Consider the following 16,288-nt stretch of genomic DNA (forward strand, 5'->3'; position numbering starts at 1 on the left):
GGTCGTCGATGGGCATGATCGGGCGAATGCGCGAGGACATCGCCGCCGCGCGCCTTCGCGACCCGGCCGCGCGCACCGCGGTCGAGGTCGCGCTGCTCTACCCGGGGCTGCACGCCATCTGGGCGCACCGCATCTCGCACGCGCTGTGGCGGCGGCGCCTCCGGCTCCTCGCCCGCACCGGGTCGCAGGTCGCCCGGTGGCTGACGGGCGTCGAGATCCATCCCGGCGCCCGGATCGGCCGACGCTTCTTCATCGATCACGGCATGGGCGTCGTCATCGGCGAGACGGCGGAGATCGGTGATGACGTGCTGATGTACCACGGTGTGACCCTCGGCGGCCGGACCAGGGACGTCGGCAAGCGGCACCCCACCCTGCAGGACGGCGTGGCCGTGGGCGCGGGGGCGAAGATCCTCGGCCCCGTCACGGTCGGAGCCCGTTCGGTGGTGGGCGCCAACGCCGTGGTCACCAAGGACGCCCCCGCCGACAGCGTGCTCGTGGGTGTGCCGGCGAAGCCGCGTCAGCGGACCGCCGGTGAGGACACCAGGGCTCTGCTGACCGCCCCGGACTACTCCATCTGACGCGCAGCCCTTCGACCCGAGCGACGGCCGGTGCGGCCCTCCATCCGGCGCCGCAGGAAGATGAGCGGCAGCAGCACGCTGCCGAGCGCCGTCACGAGCCAGACGATGACGGCGCCCAGCAGCCACCCGGTCAGGTCGACGATGCGCAGGCCCCCGATGGGAAGCAGCACGACGACCATGAGGGCGATGAGCGTGGAGAAGATCCCGATGCCGCCCATGAGCACGGGCGCATAGCGGTCGGCGAGCCTGCTGACCCACGGCGACAGAACGCTCTGCAGCACGGCGAACACGACGATGCACACGACGAACCCCCACCACTGGTCCCACTGGATCTGGAAACCGTCGAGGAGGAGGTCCGCCGCCAGCAGACCGAGGCCGGCCGACACGAGGTACATCAGGCCGCGATACAGGAGTGTGATCACGGGGCGAGCCTAGCGCGGCACCGGGGCGCGGTCACTGCGCGACGAAGAACGGGACGGCACCGACCAGGATGCCGATCCCCAGCATCACGAGCGACACGATGACCGCGCGCCACAGCACCTTGCGATGGTGGTCTCCGAGGTTCACCCCGGCGAGGGAGACGAGCAGCAGGATCGCGGGCACGAGCGGGCTCTGCAGATGCACCGGCTGCCCGGTGATCGAGGCCCTGGCCATCTCGACCGGATCGATGCCGAAGTTCGCCGCGCTCTGGGCGAGCACGGGGAGGATCCCGAAGTAGAAGGCGTCGTTCGACATGAAGAACGTGAACGGGATGGACAGCACGCCAGTGATCGGGGCGAGGAACGGGCCGAGTGCGGGCGGCAGTACGTTCGTGATCCACGTCGCCATCGCGTCGACCATGCCGGTGCCGGAGAGGACCCCCACGAGGACGCCGGCGGCGATGACCATCGACACGACGCCGACGATGCTCGGGGCGTGCGCGACGATCTCCGCCGCCTGGTCCTTGATGCCGCGGAAGTTGACGACGAGCGCGATGCCCGCGCCGACCATGAACACGTAGGGCAGCGGAAGGATGTCGATCACCAGGAGCACCATGACCGCGACGGTCAGGAGGAGGTTGAACCAGATCAGCCGCGGACGCAGGGTCGGGCGGGCGGGATCCAGCATGGTGTCGGCCATCGCCGTGTCCGCGGGGTCGACGCTCCCGGCGGCGACCGGAGCGTGTCCGCCGGCGACGACGACGAGGTTGCCGGTGCGCAGCGAGGCACGAGCGCCCGGCTTGAGCTCGGCGCCGCGGAAGATCCGGGGCACCGAGGAGAGGACGCCGCCGTCGGCTCCGGTGAGCCGGCCGTCCGCGTCGATCCGCCCCAGACGCCGCCGCTCCCCCAGCCCGAGGAGCCAGGCGAAGCCGAGCGTCACGACGATGCCTGCGCCGAGGGCGGGGAGCATCGGCACGAAGATCTCCGTCGGCTGGACACCGAGCGCGGTCGCGGCGCGCACGGTCGGGCCGCCCCACGGAACGATGTTGAGCGTGCCGTTCATGAGGCCGGCGACACAGGTGAGGACGACGGGGCTCATGCCGAGGCGGAGGTAGATGGGCAGCATCGCGGAGGTCGTGATGATGAAGGTCGTCGAGCCGTCGCCGTCGAGGGACACCGCGCCCGCGAGGATCGCCGTCCCGAGCACCACCTTCGCGGGGTCGTCGCCGAGCACCCGCGTGATCAGCCGGATGAGGGGATCGAAGAGGCCGACGTCGATCATGATGCCGAAGAACATGATCGCGAACATCAGCAGCGCGGCCGTTGGCGCCATGGTGCCGATCGAGTCGAGGATCATGTCGCCGAGCCCGAGCCCTGCTCCCGCGAAGAGCCCGAAGGCGGTCGGCACGAGGATCAGGGCCACCATCGGGGTGAGGCGCTTGGTCATGATCAGCGTCATGAACACGAGGACCATCGTGAAGCCGAGGATGACGAGCACACCCTCCGGCGGCACGAAGGCCACGTCGTAGGTCGCTGCCTCCTCCTCGGCGGCAGCGATCAGCGCGGTCGATGCGTGGAACATGCGTGACTCCTTCGTCGTCGCTCCGTCATCGCTGACGGATCCTGACGAGGCTAGGGAATCCGGAGACGCCGAGCGCGGTATGCCGCATAACCGCGTCTTGTGCGCGTACCGTGACTTCTGCGCATATTGCGCGTCGAGGAGGTGTCGATGTCCCCGCGGAGACGGGTCCGGTTCGCGACCCGCGCGCTGCTGCTGCACCTCGCCGCCGTCGCCCTCGTCGTGACGCTGTGCACGGGCGTGTACCTCGCCCTCGCGGTCCAGCAGCTGCGCGCCGAGGCGGAGTCGACCGCGCTCGGCATCGCGAGGACCCTGGCCGAGGACGCGCAGGTGCGGGCGGCGGTCGCCGCCATCTCCGCGTCGGACGACGAGCCGGACGCGGAGGCGCTGCACGACGGAGACCTGCAGCAGATCGCCACCGACGTCATGGCCCGCACCGGGGCCCTGTTCGTCGTCATCACGGACGATGAAGGCATCCGACTCGCCCATCCGCTGCCCTCGCGGATCGGCGAGGTCGTGAGCACCCCGTTCGCCGCGGTGCTGGCGGGACGCGAGGTGGTCGACTGGCAGACCGGCACGCTCGGCGAGTCCGCCCGCGCGAAGGTGCCGGTGCGCGACGACTCCGGCACGCCGGTCGGCGAGATCAGCGTCGGGTTCGAGCGCAACGGCGTCTTCGACGACCTGCCGCCGCTGCTCGCCGCTCTCGGTCTGACCGCCGCCGGCGCGCTCGCCCTCGCCCTCCTGACCTTCCTCCTCCTGCGCCGGCGCTGGGAACGGTTGACCATCGGCGTGCAGCCCGAGGAGCTGGTCGCCCTCGTGCAGAATCAGACGGCGGTGCTCGACGGCGTCGGCGACGGCGTGCTCGCGGTCGATCAGGACGGCGTCGTGCGCGTGAGCAATGCCGCGGCGGATCGGCTTCTCGGGCTCCACGATCCGGTCGGCCGCACCGTGGACGCGCTTCCCCTCCCCCCTGTCGTGCACGACACCGCCACCGGGGCTCGCGACCGCGCGGAGGCCGTCGTGGGCGACCGGATGCTGTACCTCGAGTCGCGCGCGGTGCGACGCGACGGGCGCGCGCTCGGCGATGTGCTGATCGTGCGCGACCGCACCGACCTCATCGCCCTGACCGAGCGGCTGGAGGCCGTCCGGACGATGACCACCGCGCTGCGTGTCCAACGCCACGAGTTCGCGAACCGCCTCCATGTGGCCGCGGGCCTCATCGACGCCGGTCGCGTCGACGACGCCAGGGCGTTCCTCGACGAGCTGGTGAGCCGCGGTCCGGTGGCGTTCCCCGTCACCGGACTCGACCTCGTGGGCGACCCGTTCCTGCACGCCTTCCTCGGAGCCAAGGGCGTCGAGGCCGCCGAACGGGGCGTCGCCCTGCGGATCGCGGCGGACACCCAGGTGATCGGCACCGTCCGTCGAGCGGAGGACGTGGCCAGCGTGCTCGGCAACCTCGTGGACAACGCGGTCGTGGCCGCCGTCGCGGGCGCGCGGGAGCCGCGGTGGGTGGAGGTCTCGGTGCTGAGCGACGGTGACGCGCTCGTCGTCACGGTGGCCGACTCCGGCGAGGGGCTCCGCCCGTCCGACCCCCGGCCGCACGCCGACGACGGGAGCGCGGACTCCGTGCACGGACACGGCATCGGACTGCCGCTCGCGACGGAGATCGCCCGCCGCAGCGGCGGCGACCTCTGGATCATCGACTCCGGCGGTCCCGATCACGGCGCGGTCTTCGCCGCCCGGCTCGGGGATGCCGTCGACCCCGCTCCGCGTGTCCCGAAGGAGGACCGATGACCGAACCGCTGCGCGCGCTCATCCTCGACGACGACTTCCGGGTGGCTGACCTGCACCGGACGATCGTGGACGATCAGCCCGGATACACCGTGACCGGGACCGCGCGGTCCTGCGCCGAGGCGCGCGACCTCGTGCGCTCGACACGCCCCGACCTCCTGCTCGCCGACGTCTACCTCCCCGACGGGGACGGCATCGGACTCGTCCGCGAGCTCGGGGTCGACGCGATCCTCATCTCCGCCGCGGACGACGCGCCCACCGTGCGCCGCGCACTGCGAGCCGGCGCCGTGGGCTACCTCGTGAAGCCTTTCGACCGACGTGCTCTCACGGGACTCCTCGACCGGTACACCCGCTACCGCAACCTGCTCGCGGGTGATCGGCCCGTCACGCAGGAGGACGTGGACCGCGCGCTGGCGATCCTGCACGGCGGCGGCGAGCCGGTCTCCCTGTCGCGCTCGGCCACCGAGCAGCGCGTGCTCGCGGCGCTCGGCGACGGCGAGGCTTCAGCGGCGGAGGTCGCCGAGCGGGTCGGCATCTCCCGGGCCACGGCGCAACGGCACCTCGCGGCTCTCGCCGCACGGACCATCGTCGAGGTGCGCTTGCGCTACGGGTCGACCGGGCGTCCCGAGCACCGGTACGCCGCGCGCACCTGACGCCGTCGCGGCGGCCGCTCAGCCCTCGGAGCCGACGGCGGCCAGACGGGCCTCTTCGTCGGCGGCGATGGCGCTCTCGATGATGGGGTCGAGCGCGCCGTCCATGACCTGATCGAGGTTGTACGCCTTGAACCCGGTGCGGTGATCCGCGATCCGGTTCTCGGGGAAGTTGTAGGTGCGGATGCGCTCCGAGCGGTCCATGCCGCGGATCTGCGACTTGCGCGCGTCCGAGGCGGCCGCATCGAGCTCCTCCTGCTGCTTGGCCAGCAGCCGGGCACGCAGCACCCGCATCGCCGCCTCGCGGTTCTGCAGCTGCGACTTCTCGTTCTGCATCGACACGACGATCCCGGTGGGCACGTGCGTGATGCGGACAGCGGAGTCGGTGGTGTTCACCGACTGTCCGCCGGGGCCCGACGAGCGGAACACGTCGATCTTCAGATCGTTCTGATCGATCTGGATCTCCTCGGGCTCGTCCACCTCGGGGAACACGAGCACGCCGGTCGTGGAGGTGTGGATGCGGCCCTGCGACTCCGTGGCGGGAACCCGCTGCACGCGGTGCACGCCGCCCTCATACTTCAGATGCGCCCAGACACCCTGTGCGGGGTCGGACGAGGAACCCTTGATGGCGACCTGGACGTCCTTGTAGCCGCCGAGGTCGGACTCGTTGCGCTCGAGCAGCTCGGTCTTCCACCCCTTCGACGCGGCGTACTGCACGTACATGCGCAGCAGATCCGCGGCGAACAGGGCCGACTCCGCGCCGCCCTCCCCCGCCTTGATCTCCATGATCACGTCGCGGGCGTCGTCCGGGTCGCGCGGGATGAGGAGGCGCCGCAGGCGCTCCTGCGCCGCCTGCACGCCCTCTTCGAGGGCGGGGACCTCCGCGGCGAAGGCCTCGTCCTCACGGGCCAGTTCCCGCGCCGCCTCGAGATCGTCGACGGCAGCCGTCCACGCCTCATGCGCCGCCACGATGCGCGACAGCTCGGCATACCGACGGTTCACGCGCTTGGCGCGAGCCGCGTCGGCGTGCACCGCCGGGTCGGAGAGCTCCTCCTGGACCCGGCGATGCTCGTCGATCAGAGTCTGGACGGACTCGAACACGTCGGTCCTCAGCGGATGTTGTTGTCGTGCCCGTGAGCGCCCGAGGGCAGCGTCGGGATGGACTTCTGCATCTGCACGAGGAACTCCACGTTGGAGTGGGTCTCCTTCAGCTTGCCGAGCACGACCTCCAGGGCCTGCTGCGGGTCGAGGCCGGCGAGAGCACGGCGCAGCTTCCAGGTGATCTTGACCTCGTCGGCCGAGAGCAGCATCTCCTCGCGGCGGGTGCTGGACGCGTTGACGTCGACCGCCGGGAAGATCCGCTTGTCGGCCAGCTGACGCGACAGCCGCAGCTCGCTGTTGCCGGTGCCCTTGAACTCCTCGAAGATGACCTCGTCCATCTTGGAACCGGTCTCGACGAGCGCGGTGGCGAGGATCGTGAGGGATCCGCCGTTCTCGATGTTGCGCGCGGCACCGAAGAAGCGCTTCGGCGGGTAAAGCGCGGACGCGTCGACGCCGCCGGTGAGCACGCGGCCGGACGCCGGAGCGGCCAGGTTGTACGCGCGCCCGAGGCGGGTGATCGAGTCGAGCAGCACGACCACGTCGCGGCCCAGCTCGACGAGGCGCTTGGCCCGCTCGATCGCGAGCTCGGCGACCGTCGTGTGGTCCTCCGCGGGGCGGTCGAAGGTGGAGGCGATGACCTCGCCCTTCACGGTGCGCTCCATGTCGGTGACCTCTTCGGGGCGCTCGTCGACGAGCACGACCATGAGGTGGACCTCGGGGTTGTTCTGCGCGATCGCGTTGGCGATCTGCTGCAGGACGATCGTCTTGCCGGCCTTGGGCGGTGCGACGATGAGGCCGCGCTGGCCCTTGCCGATCGGCGCGACGAGGTCGATGATCCGCTGCGTGAGCTTCTCCGGAGCCGTCTCCAGCCGCAGACGCTCCTGCGGGTAGAGCGGGGTGAGCTTGCCGAACTCCACGCGGGTGGCCGCATCGTCGACCGAGAGGCCGTTGATCGAGTCGACCTTGACCAGGGCGTTGTACTTCTGCCGACCCTGCTGCTCGCCCTCGCGCGGCTGCTTGATGGAGCCGACGACGGCGTCGCCCTTGCGGAGGTTGTACTTCTTGACCTGGCCGAGCGAGACGTAGACGTCGCTCGGGCCGGCCAGGTAACCGGTGGTGCGCACGAAGGCGTAGTTGTCGAGCACGTCGAGGATGCCGGCGATCGGGATGAGGACGTCGTCCTCGGTGATCTCCGTCTCGAACTCGTCGACCTGGCCGCCGCTGCGACGCTTGTTGCGCTGACGGTTGCGGCCGTTGCCGTTACCCGACTGGTCGTCGTCGGCCGGCGCGTTCTGCGCCTGCTCCTGACCGCCGCCCTGGCCACGGCCACGGTTGCGGTTGCGGTTGCGGCTGCGGCCCCGACCGCCCTGCTCCTCGCCGTTGTCGGCCTCGCCGGACGAGTCCTTCGAGGGAGCGTCCGCCTCGGCCTCGTTCTTCGCGGCAGCGCCGTCGTTCTTCGACTCGCTCTTCGCCGCGTCGTTCTTGGCGCGGCGCCCTGGGCGGTGCCCGCGTCGGCGGTCTCCGCCGCGCTGTCGGCCGGTGCGGCCTCGGCCTTCTCGGTCTTCGCCTCCGAGGCCTCGGCATCCGCCTTCTTCGTGCGACGGCCGCGGGCGGACTTGGGGGCCTCGGCGGGCGCCTCGGTGGTCTCGGCAGCCGGTGCCGCTTCGGCCGGTGCGGCCTCGGCCGGAGCCTCGGCGTCCGCCTTCTTCGCCCGCGTGCGGCGCGGAGCCTTCGCCTTCGGGGCCGCCTCCGCCGCCTCGGCGGAGTCGCCGGCAGCCGCAGGGGCCTCCGCCGAGCCGGACTCCTCCGCGGCCTTGGCCGCCTTGGCCGCAGCCGTAGCGGTGTTCGCCCGACGCGGTGCGCGCTTCTTGGCCGGAGCGGATTCGGTCGCCTGCTCGGCGACGGGGGCATCGGCGGTCGGAGCCGCCTGATCGTTCTGGGTCTCGGAGAGGTTCTCCACGAGTACTCCCTTATAGGTCATGGGAAATGAGCGTGAACGCGCACAACGGGTGCTGCGCACGATCGCACGGGCTGACGCTCGGCGTCAGCCAGCCTCGGCACTTGGGCCTCAGGGGTTCGCGTGCGGGTCTTGCAAGAGATGCAATGGGGCCAGATTCACGAATGCTACGTGGAGCCCTCCGCTCGATCCCCCACTGTACCACCACGGACGTCGACGGCGAGCAGGAGCGCCTCCCACGGGGTGTCGGTCACCTGATTGGCCACCTCGACGGCGTCCAGACGGCTGCCGGGACCGTCGGCGAGCACGAGCACGCTGGGTCCGGCGCCGGAGACGACCGCCGCGAATCCGGCGGCACGCAGAGCCTGCACGAGGCGCTGCGTCTCCGGCATGGCACCAGCGCGGTAGTCCTGGTGCAGGCGGTCGGCGGTCGCGTCGAGCAGCAGCTCCGGGCTCTGCATCAGCGCGGCGATGAGCAGTGCGGACCGGGACACGTTGAACACCGCGTCGGCCGTGGAGACGTGCGGCGGCTGCAGCGACCGGGCCTGCGAGGTGGACATCGTGTACGCCGGGACGAGGACGAGCGGGGAGACGCCGCGGTGCACGAGGAGCTTCTTGTGCTGCGGGCCGCGCTCCCCCATCCACGCGATCGTGAGCCCGCCGAACAGCGCAGGGGCCACGTTGTCCGGGTGGCCCTCCAGCTCGGTCGCCAGGCGCAGCAGATCGGTGTCGGAGATGTCGACGTCTCCCGCCAGCAGCCCCTTCGCCGCGAGCACGCCGGCAGCGACGGCCGCGCCGGAGGACCCGAGGCCTCGGCCGTGCGGGACGGCGTTCTCGGCCACGATGCGCAGACCGGGCATCGGCCGGCCTGCGTCGGCGAACACGTGGGCGATCGTCCGGACGATGAGGTTGGAGGCATCCCGCGGGATGTCCTCGGCACCGGAACCGGAGACCTCGATCTCGAGCTGCCCCTCGGGGAGCGCCGTCACCTCGAGCCGGTCGTAGATGCTGAGCGCCAGGCCGAGCGTGTCGAAGCCGGGGCCGAGGTTGGCGCTCGTCGCCGGCACCGTCACCTCGACCGTGCGCCCCACGCGCGCGCCGTGCTCCTCGGGCGCGGGAGCCGTGGCCGTCACGGTGGTCACTCGCCTTCCACCCGGAGGACGGACACCACGCGGGCGACGACGTCGCTGCCCGCGAGCACGTCCACCGTGTCGCTGAGGGCCTGCTCCGTCGCGCGATGCGTGCCGATGATGAGGCGTGCGGTCGGCTCGTCCTCCCCCTCGACGGTCTGGACGACGGTCGCCACGGACACCCCGCCGTCGCTGAGGATCCCGGCGACGGTCGCCAGCACGCCGGGGGCGTCGGAGACCTCGAGGGTGATCTGGTAGCGCGTGGTCACGTGGCCGATGGGCACGACGGGGAGGTTCGCCCGGGTGGACTCGCCCACGCCGACGCCGCCGGCGATGTGCCGACGAGCGGCGGAGACCACGTCGCCGAGCACGGCCGAGGCCGTCTGGATGCCGCCCGCGCCGGCGCCGTAGAACATGAGGGAGCCCGCCGCCTCGGCCTCGACGAAGACGGCGTTGTTGGCACCGTGCACGGAGGCGAGAGGGTGGGCGACCGGCACGAGGGCCGGGTAGACCCGCACCGAGATGGACTCGGCACCGTCGGCCTCGATGCGCTCGCAGACGGCGAGCAGCTTGATCACGAAGCCCGCCGCGCGGGCCTCCTCGATCATCGACGCCGTGATGGTGGTGATCCCCTCGCGGTGCACCGCCTCCAGCGGCACCGCGGTGTGGAAGGCGAGGCTGGCGAGGATCGCGGCCTTCTGCGCGGCGTCGTAGCCTTCGACGTCCGCGGTGGGGTCGGCCTCCGCGTATCCGAGGCGCTGCGCGTCCGCCAGCACGTCGGCGAAGTCGGCGCCCTCGGTGTCCATCCGGTCGAGGATGTAGTTCGTGGTGCCGTTGACGATGCCCATGATCCGCACGACGCGGTCGCCCGCGAGCGAGTCGCGCAGCGGACGGATGATCGGGATGGCACCCGCGGCCGCCGCCTCGTAGTACACCGAGGCGCCGACGCGATCCGCCGCCTCGAACAGCTCCGGTCCGTGGGTGGCCAGCAGCGCCTTGTTGGCCGTGACCACGTCGGCTCCCGAGCCGATCGCCTGGAGGATGCTGGTGCGGGCGGGCTCGATGCCGCCGATGAGCTCGATCACGATGTCGGCGCCGAGGATGAGCGACTCGGCGTCGGTCGTGAAGAGCTCCTTCGGGAGCTCGACGTCGCGGGGCGCGTCGAGGTCACGGACCGCGATTCCGGCCAGGTCCAGCGCGGCACCCGCGCGGTCGGCCAGCTCGTCGCCGTGGCGGAGCAGGAGGGCCGCCACCTGGGAGCCGACGGCCCCGGCGCCCAGCAGCGCCACGCGAAGTCGTCTGTAGTCAGTCAATGGGTGCTCCTTCGGGGTGGGTCATCGTGCTCCCTCGGGGGCGTGCGCCCCGTCGATGCCCGCGTCGCGGGCCAGCAGGTCGTGGACGGTCTCGCCGCGGACGATCACCCGCGAGCGCCCCTCCCGCACCGCCACGATCGGCGGCCGCGGGACGTGGTTGTAGTTGCTCGCGAGCGAGGCGCAGTAGGCGCCGGTCGCCGGGACGGCCAGCAGATCGCCCGGTGTCACGTCTCCGGGGAGGTACTCGTGGTCGACGACGATGTCGCCGGACTCGCAGTGCTTGCCGACCACTCGGCTCAGCTGGGGCTCGTCCGTCCCCGTCCGCGAGGCGAGGCGGGCGGAGTAGCTGGCGCCGTAGAGAGCCGTACGGGCGTTGTCGCTCATCCCGCCGTCGACGCTGACATACCGCCGCGTGGCCCCGGAGGCGACCGTGACGTCCTTCGTCGTGCCGACCTCGTAGAGGGTCACGCCCGCCGTGCCGACGATCGCGCGCCCGGGCTCGAACGAGAGCGCGGGCACCGCGATGCCCCGCGCCGCGCAGCCCTCGGCGACCGCCGCCACGATGCCGTCGGCCAGCTCGTCGATCGGCGTGGGGTCGTCGACGCGGGTGTAGGCGATGCCGAAGCCGCCGCCGAGGTTCAGCTGCGGCACCGGGCCGTCCTCGAGGAGGGCGGCGTGCAGTTCGAGCACGCGCGACGCGGATTCGCGGAAGCCGGCCACGCCGAAGATCTGGGAGCCGATGTGGCAGTGCAGGCCGGCGAACTCCAGCCCCGGGATCTCACGGATGCGGGCCACGGCGACCTCGGCCTCGGCGAGCGGGAAGCCGAACTTCTGGTCCTCGTGGGCCGTGGCGAGGAAGTCGTGGGTCTCGGCGTGGACGCCGCTGATGACCCGGACCATGACGCGCTGCACGGTGTCCGTCCGGGCCGTGATGGCGGCGAGGCGCTCGATCTCGATCGCACTGTCGACGACGATCGTGCCGATGCCGAGAGCGACAGCGCGCTCCAGCTCGGCGACCGACTTGTTGTTGCCGTGGAAGCCCAGCGAGGCCGGTGCGACCCCCGCGGCGAGGGCGACCTCGAGCTCGCCGCCGGTGCACACGTCGATGCGCAGCCCCTCGTCGACGACCCAGCGGGCGACCGTCGTGCACAGGAAGGCCTTGCCGGCGTAGTACACCTGCGCGGTCGTGCCGTGCGCCGAGGCGGCGCGGTCGAACGCGTCGCGGAAGGCCCGGGCGCGGCGCCGCACCTCGTCCTCATCGAGCACGAGGAGCGGCGTGCCGTAGGTGCGGGCGAGCTCGGGCGCCGGCACTCCGGCGAGCACGAGGCTGCCGTCGTCGTCGCGCGTGGCCGAAGACGGCCAGACACCCGGCGCGAGATCGTTCGGATCTTCGGGGACGACGAGCCAGTCCGGAGCGAGCGTGGCGGCAGAGTCGAGCACGGAACACCAATCGTGGGACGGATCTCGGGCGGAGGCGCACATCGAGTTGCCCCGATTCTAGGGCACCCTCTGTCGCTGCCTGGTCACGGTGACACGCCGCGTCAACCCCCTGGGGAGCGGTACCGCCCGGCTCGTAGGGTGGGCACGTGGCAGACACCGACAACCGAGACTCCGAGAACCACTCCGCAGCCCCGGCCCGCCCTGGGCTGGTCGCCCGCATCACGGGTCCGGTGATCGCCTGGGCCCTCGCCCGGCGCCCGGTCAGGGCCGTCCTGCTGTACTCCGAGCGCCGTGGCCCGATGCTCGCCGACAGCGTGACCTACCGGGCCCTGTTCAGCGTCTTCGCGGGCGTGCTCCTCGGCTTCTCCCTCGCGGCCCTCTGGCTGTCCGGCAACCCGGAGGCCTGGCGCGCGATCATCGACGCCGTGCAGTCCGCGGTCCCCGGGCTCATCGGCGAGGGCGGTGTCATCAACACGAACGACCTCCGGACTCCGGCCTCGTTCTCGATCGCCGGCATCATCTCCCTCGTCGCGCTGGTCGGTGCCGCTCTCGGCGCCATCGGCTCGCTCCGCACGGCCATCCGGACCATCGCCGGCACGATCCAGGCGGACATCCTGTGGATCTGGGTCATCGTCCGCAACCTCCTGCTCGCCGTCGGCATCGGGCTCGCGTTCGTGCTCGCCGCCGGGATCACCTTCATCGGACAGCTCGGGGTGACCTGGATCGGCGATCTGCTCGGGGTGCCGTCGGATTCGCCGCTGCTCGCCTGGACGGTCCGTCTCCTGTCGCTGCTCGTGGTCTTCATCCTCGATGCGGCCCTGATCGTCGGCGCCTTCCTCCTGCTGTCCGGCGTCCGGCCCGCCGCGCGCTCCCTGTGGAGCGGCGCCTTCCTCGGCGCCTTCGGCCTCATCGTGCTGCAGCAGCTCTCCGGACTGTTCGTGGGCGGAGCGACGAGCAACCCCCTCCTCGCGTCGTTCGCCTCGCTCCTCGCGCTCCTGATCTGGCTCCAGCTGTCCACGCAGGTCATCCTCGTCGCGTGCGCCTACATCGTGACCGCCGAAGAGGAGCGCGGCGACCGCCTGCACGAACGGTTCGGTGCGCGGACGTTCGTGCAGCGACGGCTGCAGCGCGCCGAGGTCGACGTGAAGATCGCGACGGCCGAGCTGCGCGACGCCCAGCGCGCGGCGGCCGAGGAGAACGGCACCGCCGCCCCGGAGTGAGGTCCTCGTTGTGACCGGAATCGATAGGATGGTCACAACGAGAGGGGACGCATGTCCGCACCACGACGGCACACCGTGACCGTTCCCGGCGCCGCGGTGTCGGTCCTGGAATGGCGCCCCTCCGGCGAGACGCAGACACCCGTGCTGCTGCTGCACGGCGGCGGGGCCGACAGTGCGGAGCTCTCCTGGGGCGAGGTCGGGCCGGCGCTGGCGGCGGCCGGACACCGCGTCCTCGCGCCGGACCACCCCGGCTTCGGACGCAGCCCACGCCTCGATGCGTCGCTGACCCAGGAGCGCCTGGTGCAGTACGTCGGCGACCTCGTCGACGCCCTCGAGCTGCACGCGTATGCCATCGGGGGTCTTTCGATGGGCGCGGGGATGGCGCTGGGCCATCTGCTCGACCGCCCGGACGGAGCACACGCCGCCGCCCTCCTCGGCAGTTACGGCCTGATGCCGCGCCTGACGGACGGCACCTTCGGGCCCCTCTCGCACCTGTCGACGTTCCTGCTCCTGCGTTCGGGCCTGCTCGGTGCGATGACACGCGTCTACGCACGCGACCGGAAGGCGATGACGCGAGGCCTCCAGGATCTCGTGCGCTCCCCCGACGCCCGCACCCCTGGTCTCGTCGACGCGGTGCTCGCCGAGGCCGCGACAGGCTCCGGTCTCACGACGTTCGGCGACTGGCAGCGGGATCAGGTGCGGCCGTTGCGACTCCGCACCGACTACCGTGATCGACTCGCCGAGATCCGCGTCCCGGTCCTCCTCGTGCACGGCGACCGCGACTCCGGTGTCCCTCTCCGGCGGGTCGAGGAGGCCGCGGAGATCCTGCCCGACGGGCAGCTCCTCGTGGCGCCCGGCGCCGGGCACTGGGTGCAACGGGACCGTCCCGACCTCGTGATCCCCGCCCTGCGCGACTGGTTCGCCCGAGGCTCCGATGCCTAGGCCGCTCGTGCCCGACCGTCGGGGACGCATCCTCGACGCGGCGGAGCGCATGGTCCTGGCCGAGGGCTTCGACGCGATGAACGTCGCCGCGATCGCGCGCGCGGCCGGTATCGGCAAGGGCGCCGTCTACCTGGAGTTCGCGGCGAAACGCGACATCCTCGATGCCCTGCTCCAGCGCGGCACCGCGCGGATCGCCGACGCCGTCGCCCGCACCGCGGGACCGCAGCCGTCGCTCAGCGCCCTCTACCGCGCCACGGCGGCGGCGCTGCTCGGCGACGAGCTCATGACGGCCGCGTTCCTCGACGACGCGGGAGTGCTCGGCGCCCACGTCGCCGCGCAGCCGACCTCCCGGTACCGGACGCGTCACGAACGGGTCGTCGCCGGGATCCGTGACCTCCAGCGCCAGGGCCGGATCGTGCCGGATGTGGAGCCCGAAGCCCTGGCCCTCGCTCTCTCCAGCGCCACCCTCGGACTGCTCTCGGCCGCACGCACGCTGGGTCCCCTGGATCGCGCGACCTTGGAGAGCGCGATCGACACCGTCGGCCGGATGGCCGCGAGCTTCGAGACGGAGTGACATGCATCACGAGACATCGGGTCCCCCGGGGACACCACCGCTTCTGCTCCTGCACGGCGGCGGGGTCGCCGGGTGGATGTGGGAGCCGCTGCGCGGACACCTCGATCCCGCGCGCCGGGTCGTCGTCCCGGACCTCCCCGGTCACGGCCGCAGCGCGAGCGTCGACTACGCATCGCACGGGGAGACGGTGGCGGGGCTCATCCCCCTGCTGGAGCGGGAGACCGGACCGGCCACCGTCGTCGGCTTCTCCCTCGGCGCGCAGCTCGCCGTCCTGCTGGCGGCACGACGCCCGGACCTCGTCACCGACGCCGTCGTCATCAGCGCTCAGGCGGAGCCGATCCGGGCCGTCGGGCCCACTCTGGCGCTGCTCCGCCTCACCGCCGGACTCGCCAGGAACGAGCGCTTCGCCCGTCTGCAGGCACGAGAGCTGTTCATCCCGGAAGAACTGCTTCCCCGCTACCTGGAGACCTCCGCCGCCCTCTCACGCACGACGCTGCTGCGCGCGGTCGAGGAGAACCTGCGTTTCACACCGCCGCCCGCGTGGCGTGCGCATCCCGGTTCGGCGCTGGTGCTCGTCGGCGCGGAGGAGAAGCCGCTCATGCGCCGCTCCGCCGCGCTGCTGAACCGCATGCACCCGCGCAGCACGCTCGAGGTCGTCGAGGGGTGCGGTCACGGCATCCCCCTGCAACGGCCGGCGGAACTCGCCGCGCGCCTGCAGGAGCGCCTGCCCGGGTGAACCGGGGTGCGCTCAGCGGTCGCAGGTGCCCTTCGCCTGGAGCGCCTCGTCGGTGACGATCGCGCCGTCCGCATCGACGTCGATCACGGCGTCGTCGCCGACGATCGCGACCCCCGTCAGCGTGAGACCGGCCGGGAGCTGGTCGGCGATGCACACCCGTCGTGGCTGGGTGATCCCCTCGCCGAGGGAGCCGAGCGACGACCCGACGCGGTCGAGGTCGACCTCCACGCCGCCGACGCTGGCCGCCACCGGCGTGAGTTCGAGGTCGCCCTCGACGGCGCCGGGGGTGAACGTGACGGACACCGGGACCGCCGTCCCGAGCACCGCGAAGGAGCCGCCGAGCGTCGCGTTCGGCGCGGCGAACTCGACCGTGTCGACGGGCAGGTCGGTGTCCGAGAGCAGAGCGGTGAACTGCTCCTGGTCGATGCGGATGGTGCCGTCGGCGCCATCGAGGTCGCCGCCGCGCAGCGGGACGCCCGTCGCGGTGACGTCGGCCGCCCCCGTGATGCCCTGCAGCGTCACGGCGTCGGTCGACAGGCGCAGGGTGTCGAGGCGGCCGGCGAGCAGCTGCGGCAACAGGATCCCCTCGGTCTCGACATCGAGCTGCTGGTCGGCGGGCAGGTCGAGCTGCTCGATCACCATCGACCGCACGACGCCGGGGAGCACGGCACGGGCGACGAGCTCCGCCGCGACCACGAGGGCGGCGAGCACGACCACGACGATGAGGACGACCCAGGGCCACCGGCGCCGCCGCGGCGCTGCGCTCTTCCGCCGACCGTCCGCCGGGTCGGGGACCACGAGCGTCGGGTGCTCGTCCGAGGGCTTCGGGTACGGGAGGGTCGGGTTGTCGTCGCTCAT

General features: G+C 72.0%; 15 protein-coding genes. 7 read left to right on the forward strand and 8 right to left on the reverse strand.

Annotated features, from left to right (window positions below):
- Nucleotides 1-8 precede the first annotated feature (8 nt).
- On the forward strand, nt 9-578 hold the full coding sequence (epsC, locus tag AC2W7E_RS10585; RefSeq protein ID WP_025103140.1) for a serine O-acetyltransferase EpsC: 570 nt from the start codon (nt 9-11) through the stop codon (nt 576-578).
- On the opposite strand, the gene AC2W7E_RS10590 is transcribed toward epsC, so the two are convergent.
- Both AC2W7E_RS10590 and AC2W7E_RS10595 read right to left on the reverse strand, forming a co-directional pair.
- Complete coding sequence (locus AC2W7E_RS10590; RefSeq protein WP_249522036.1) at nt 566-1,000, reverse strand: phage holin family protein; 435 nt, start codon at nt 998-1,000, stop codon at nt 566-568. The genes epsC and AC2W7E_RS10590 overlap by 13 nt on opposite strands.
- A 31-nt stretch (nt 1,001-1,031) precedes the next feature.
- A complete protein-coding gene (locus AC2W7E_RS10595) occupies nt 1,032-2,579 on the reverse strand; it encodes a CitMHS family transporter (protein ID WP_485989056.1) in 1,548 nt (515 codons plus the stop codon).
- Between the two features lie 147 nt (nt 2,580-2,726).
- Between AC2W7E_RS10595 and AC2W7E_RS10600 the strand changes: the two genes are divergently transcribed.
- Complete coding sequence (locus AC2W7E_RS10600) at nt 2,727-4,370, forward strand: sensor histidine kinase (protein WP_485989057.1); 1,644 nt, start codon at nt 2,727-2,729, stop codon at nt 4,368-4,370.
- Complete coding sequence (locus AC2W7E_RS10605; RefSeq protein ID WP_303708099.1) at nt 4,367-5,020, forward strand: response regulator; 654 nt, start codon at nt 4,367-4,369, stop codon at nt 5,018-5,020. The genes AC2W7E_RS10600 and AC2W7E_RS10605 overlap by 4 nt, the downstream gene beginning before the upstream one ends.
- An 18-nt stretch (nt 5,021-5,038) precedes the next feature.
- On the opposite strand, the gene prfA is transcribed toward AC2W7E_RS10605, so the two are convergent.
- From prfA to lysA, 5 genes are all read right to left on the reverse strand, one after another.
- Nucleotides 5,039-6,118, reverse strand: coding sequence for a peptide chain release factor 1 (gene prfA, locus AC2W7E_RS10610; protein WP_025103135.1), 1,080 nt, complete (start codon nt 6,116-6,118; stop codon nt 5,039-5,041).
- 8 nt (nt 6,119-6,126) lie between these two features.
- Complete coding sequence (gene rho, locus AC2W7E_RS10615) at nt 6,127-8,001, reverse strand: transcription termination factor Rho (RefSeq protein WP_485989127.1); 1,875 nt, start codon at nt 7,999-8,001, stop codon at nt 6,127-6,129.
- A gap of 241 nt (nt 8,002-8,242) precedes the next feature.
- Nucleotides 8,243-9,208 carry a homoserine kinase gene (gene thrB / locus AC2W7E_RS10620; RefSeq protein WP_231729613.1) on the reverse strand — a complete coding sequence of 322 codons (966 nt, stop codon included), beginning with the start codon at nt 9,206-9,208 and terminating at the stop codon, nt 8,243-8,245.
- Between the two features lie 5 nt (nt 9,209-9,213).
- On the reverse strand, nt 9,214-10,518 hold the full coding sequence (locus AC2W7E_RS10625; RefSeq protein WP_485989058.1) for a homoserine dehydrogenase: 1,305 nt from the start codon (nt 10,516-10,518) through the stop codon (nt 9,214-9,216).
- A gap of 21 nt (nt 10,519-10,539) precedes the next feature.
- Nucleotides 10,540-11,958 carry a diaminopimelate decarboxylase gene (gene lysA, locus AC2W7E_RS10630; protein ID WP_315104554.1) on the reverse strand — a complete coding sequence of 473 codons (1,419 nt, stop codon included), beginning with the start codon at nt 11,956-11,958 and terminating at the stop codon, nt 10,540-10,542.
- A gap of 146 nt (nt 11,959-12,104) precedes the next feature.
- Here lysA and AC2W7E_RS10635 point away from each other — a divergent pair, with 146 nt between their 5' ends.
- Genes AC2W7E_RS10635 through AC2W7E_RS10650 form a run of 4 tightly spaced genes read left to right on the forward strand, consistent with a single transcriptional unit; the run spans nt 12,105 to nt 15,430 of the window.
- A complete protein-coding gene (locus AC2W7E_RS10635) occupies nt 12,105-13,178 on the forward strand; it encodes a YihY/virulence factor BrkB family protein (protein WP_172400129.1) in 1,074 nt (357 codons plus the stop codon).
- A 51-nt stretch (nt 13,179-13,229) separates the two neighbouring features.
- Entirely contained in the window at nt 13,230-14,120 is an 891-nt protein-coding gene (locus tag AC2W7E_RS10640) for an alpha/beta fold hydrolase (protein WP_025103129.1), read from the forward strand.
- Between the two features lie 7 nt (nt 14,121-14,127).
- Nucleotides 14,128-14,694, forward strand: a complete 567-nt coding sequence (locus AC2W7E_RS10645; protein ID WP_485989059.1) for a TetR/AcrR family transcriptional regulator — start codon at nt 14,128-14,130, stop codon at nt 14,692-14,694.
- Between the two features lies 1 nt (nt 14,695).
- Complete coding sequence (locus tag AC2W7E_RS10650) at nt 14,696-15,430, forward strand: alpha/beta fold hydrolase (RefSeq protein WP_485989060.1); 735 nt, start codon at nt 14,696-14,698, stop codon at nt 15,428-15,430.
- A 12-nt stretch (nt 15,431-15,442) separates the two neighbouring features.
- On the opposite strand, the gene AC2W7E_RS10655 is transcribed toward AC2W7E_RS10650, so the two are convergent.
- Entirely contained in the window at nt 15,443-16,288 is an 846-nt protein-coding gene (locus AC2W7E_RS10655) for an LmeA family phospholipid-binding protein (protein WP_485989061.1), read from the reverse strand.

The sequence above is a fragment of the Microbacterium sp. CFSPD4_SD4 genome (assembly GCF_057364585.1).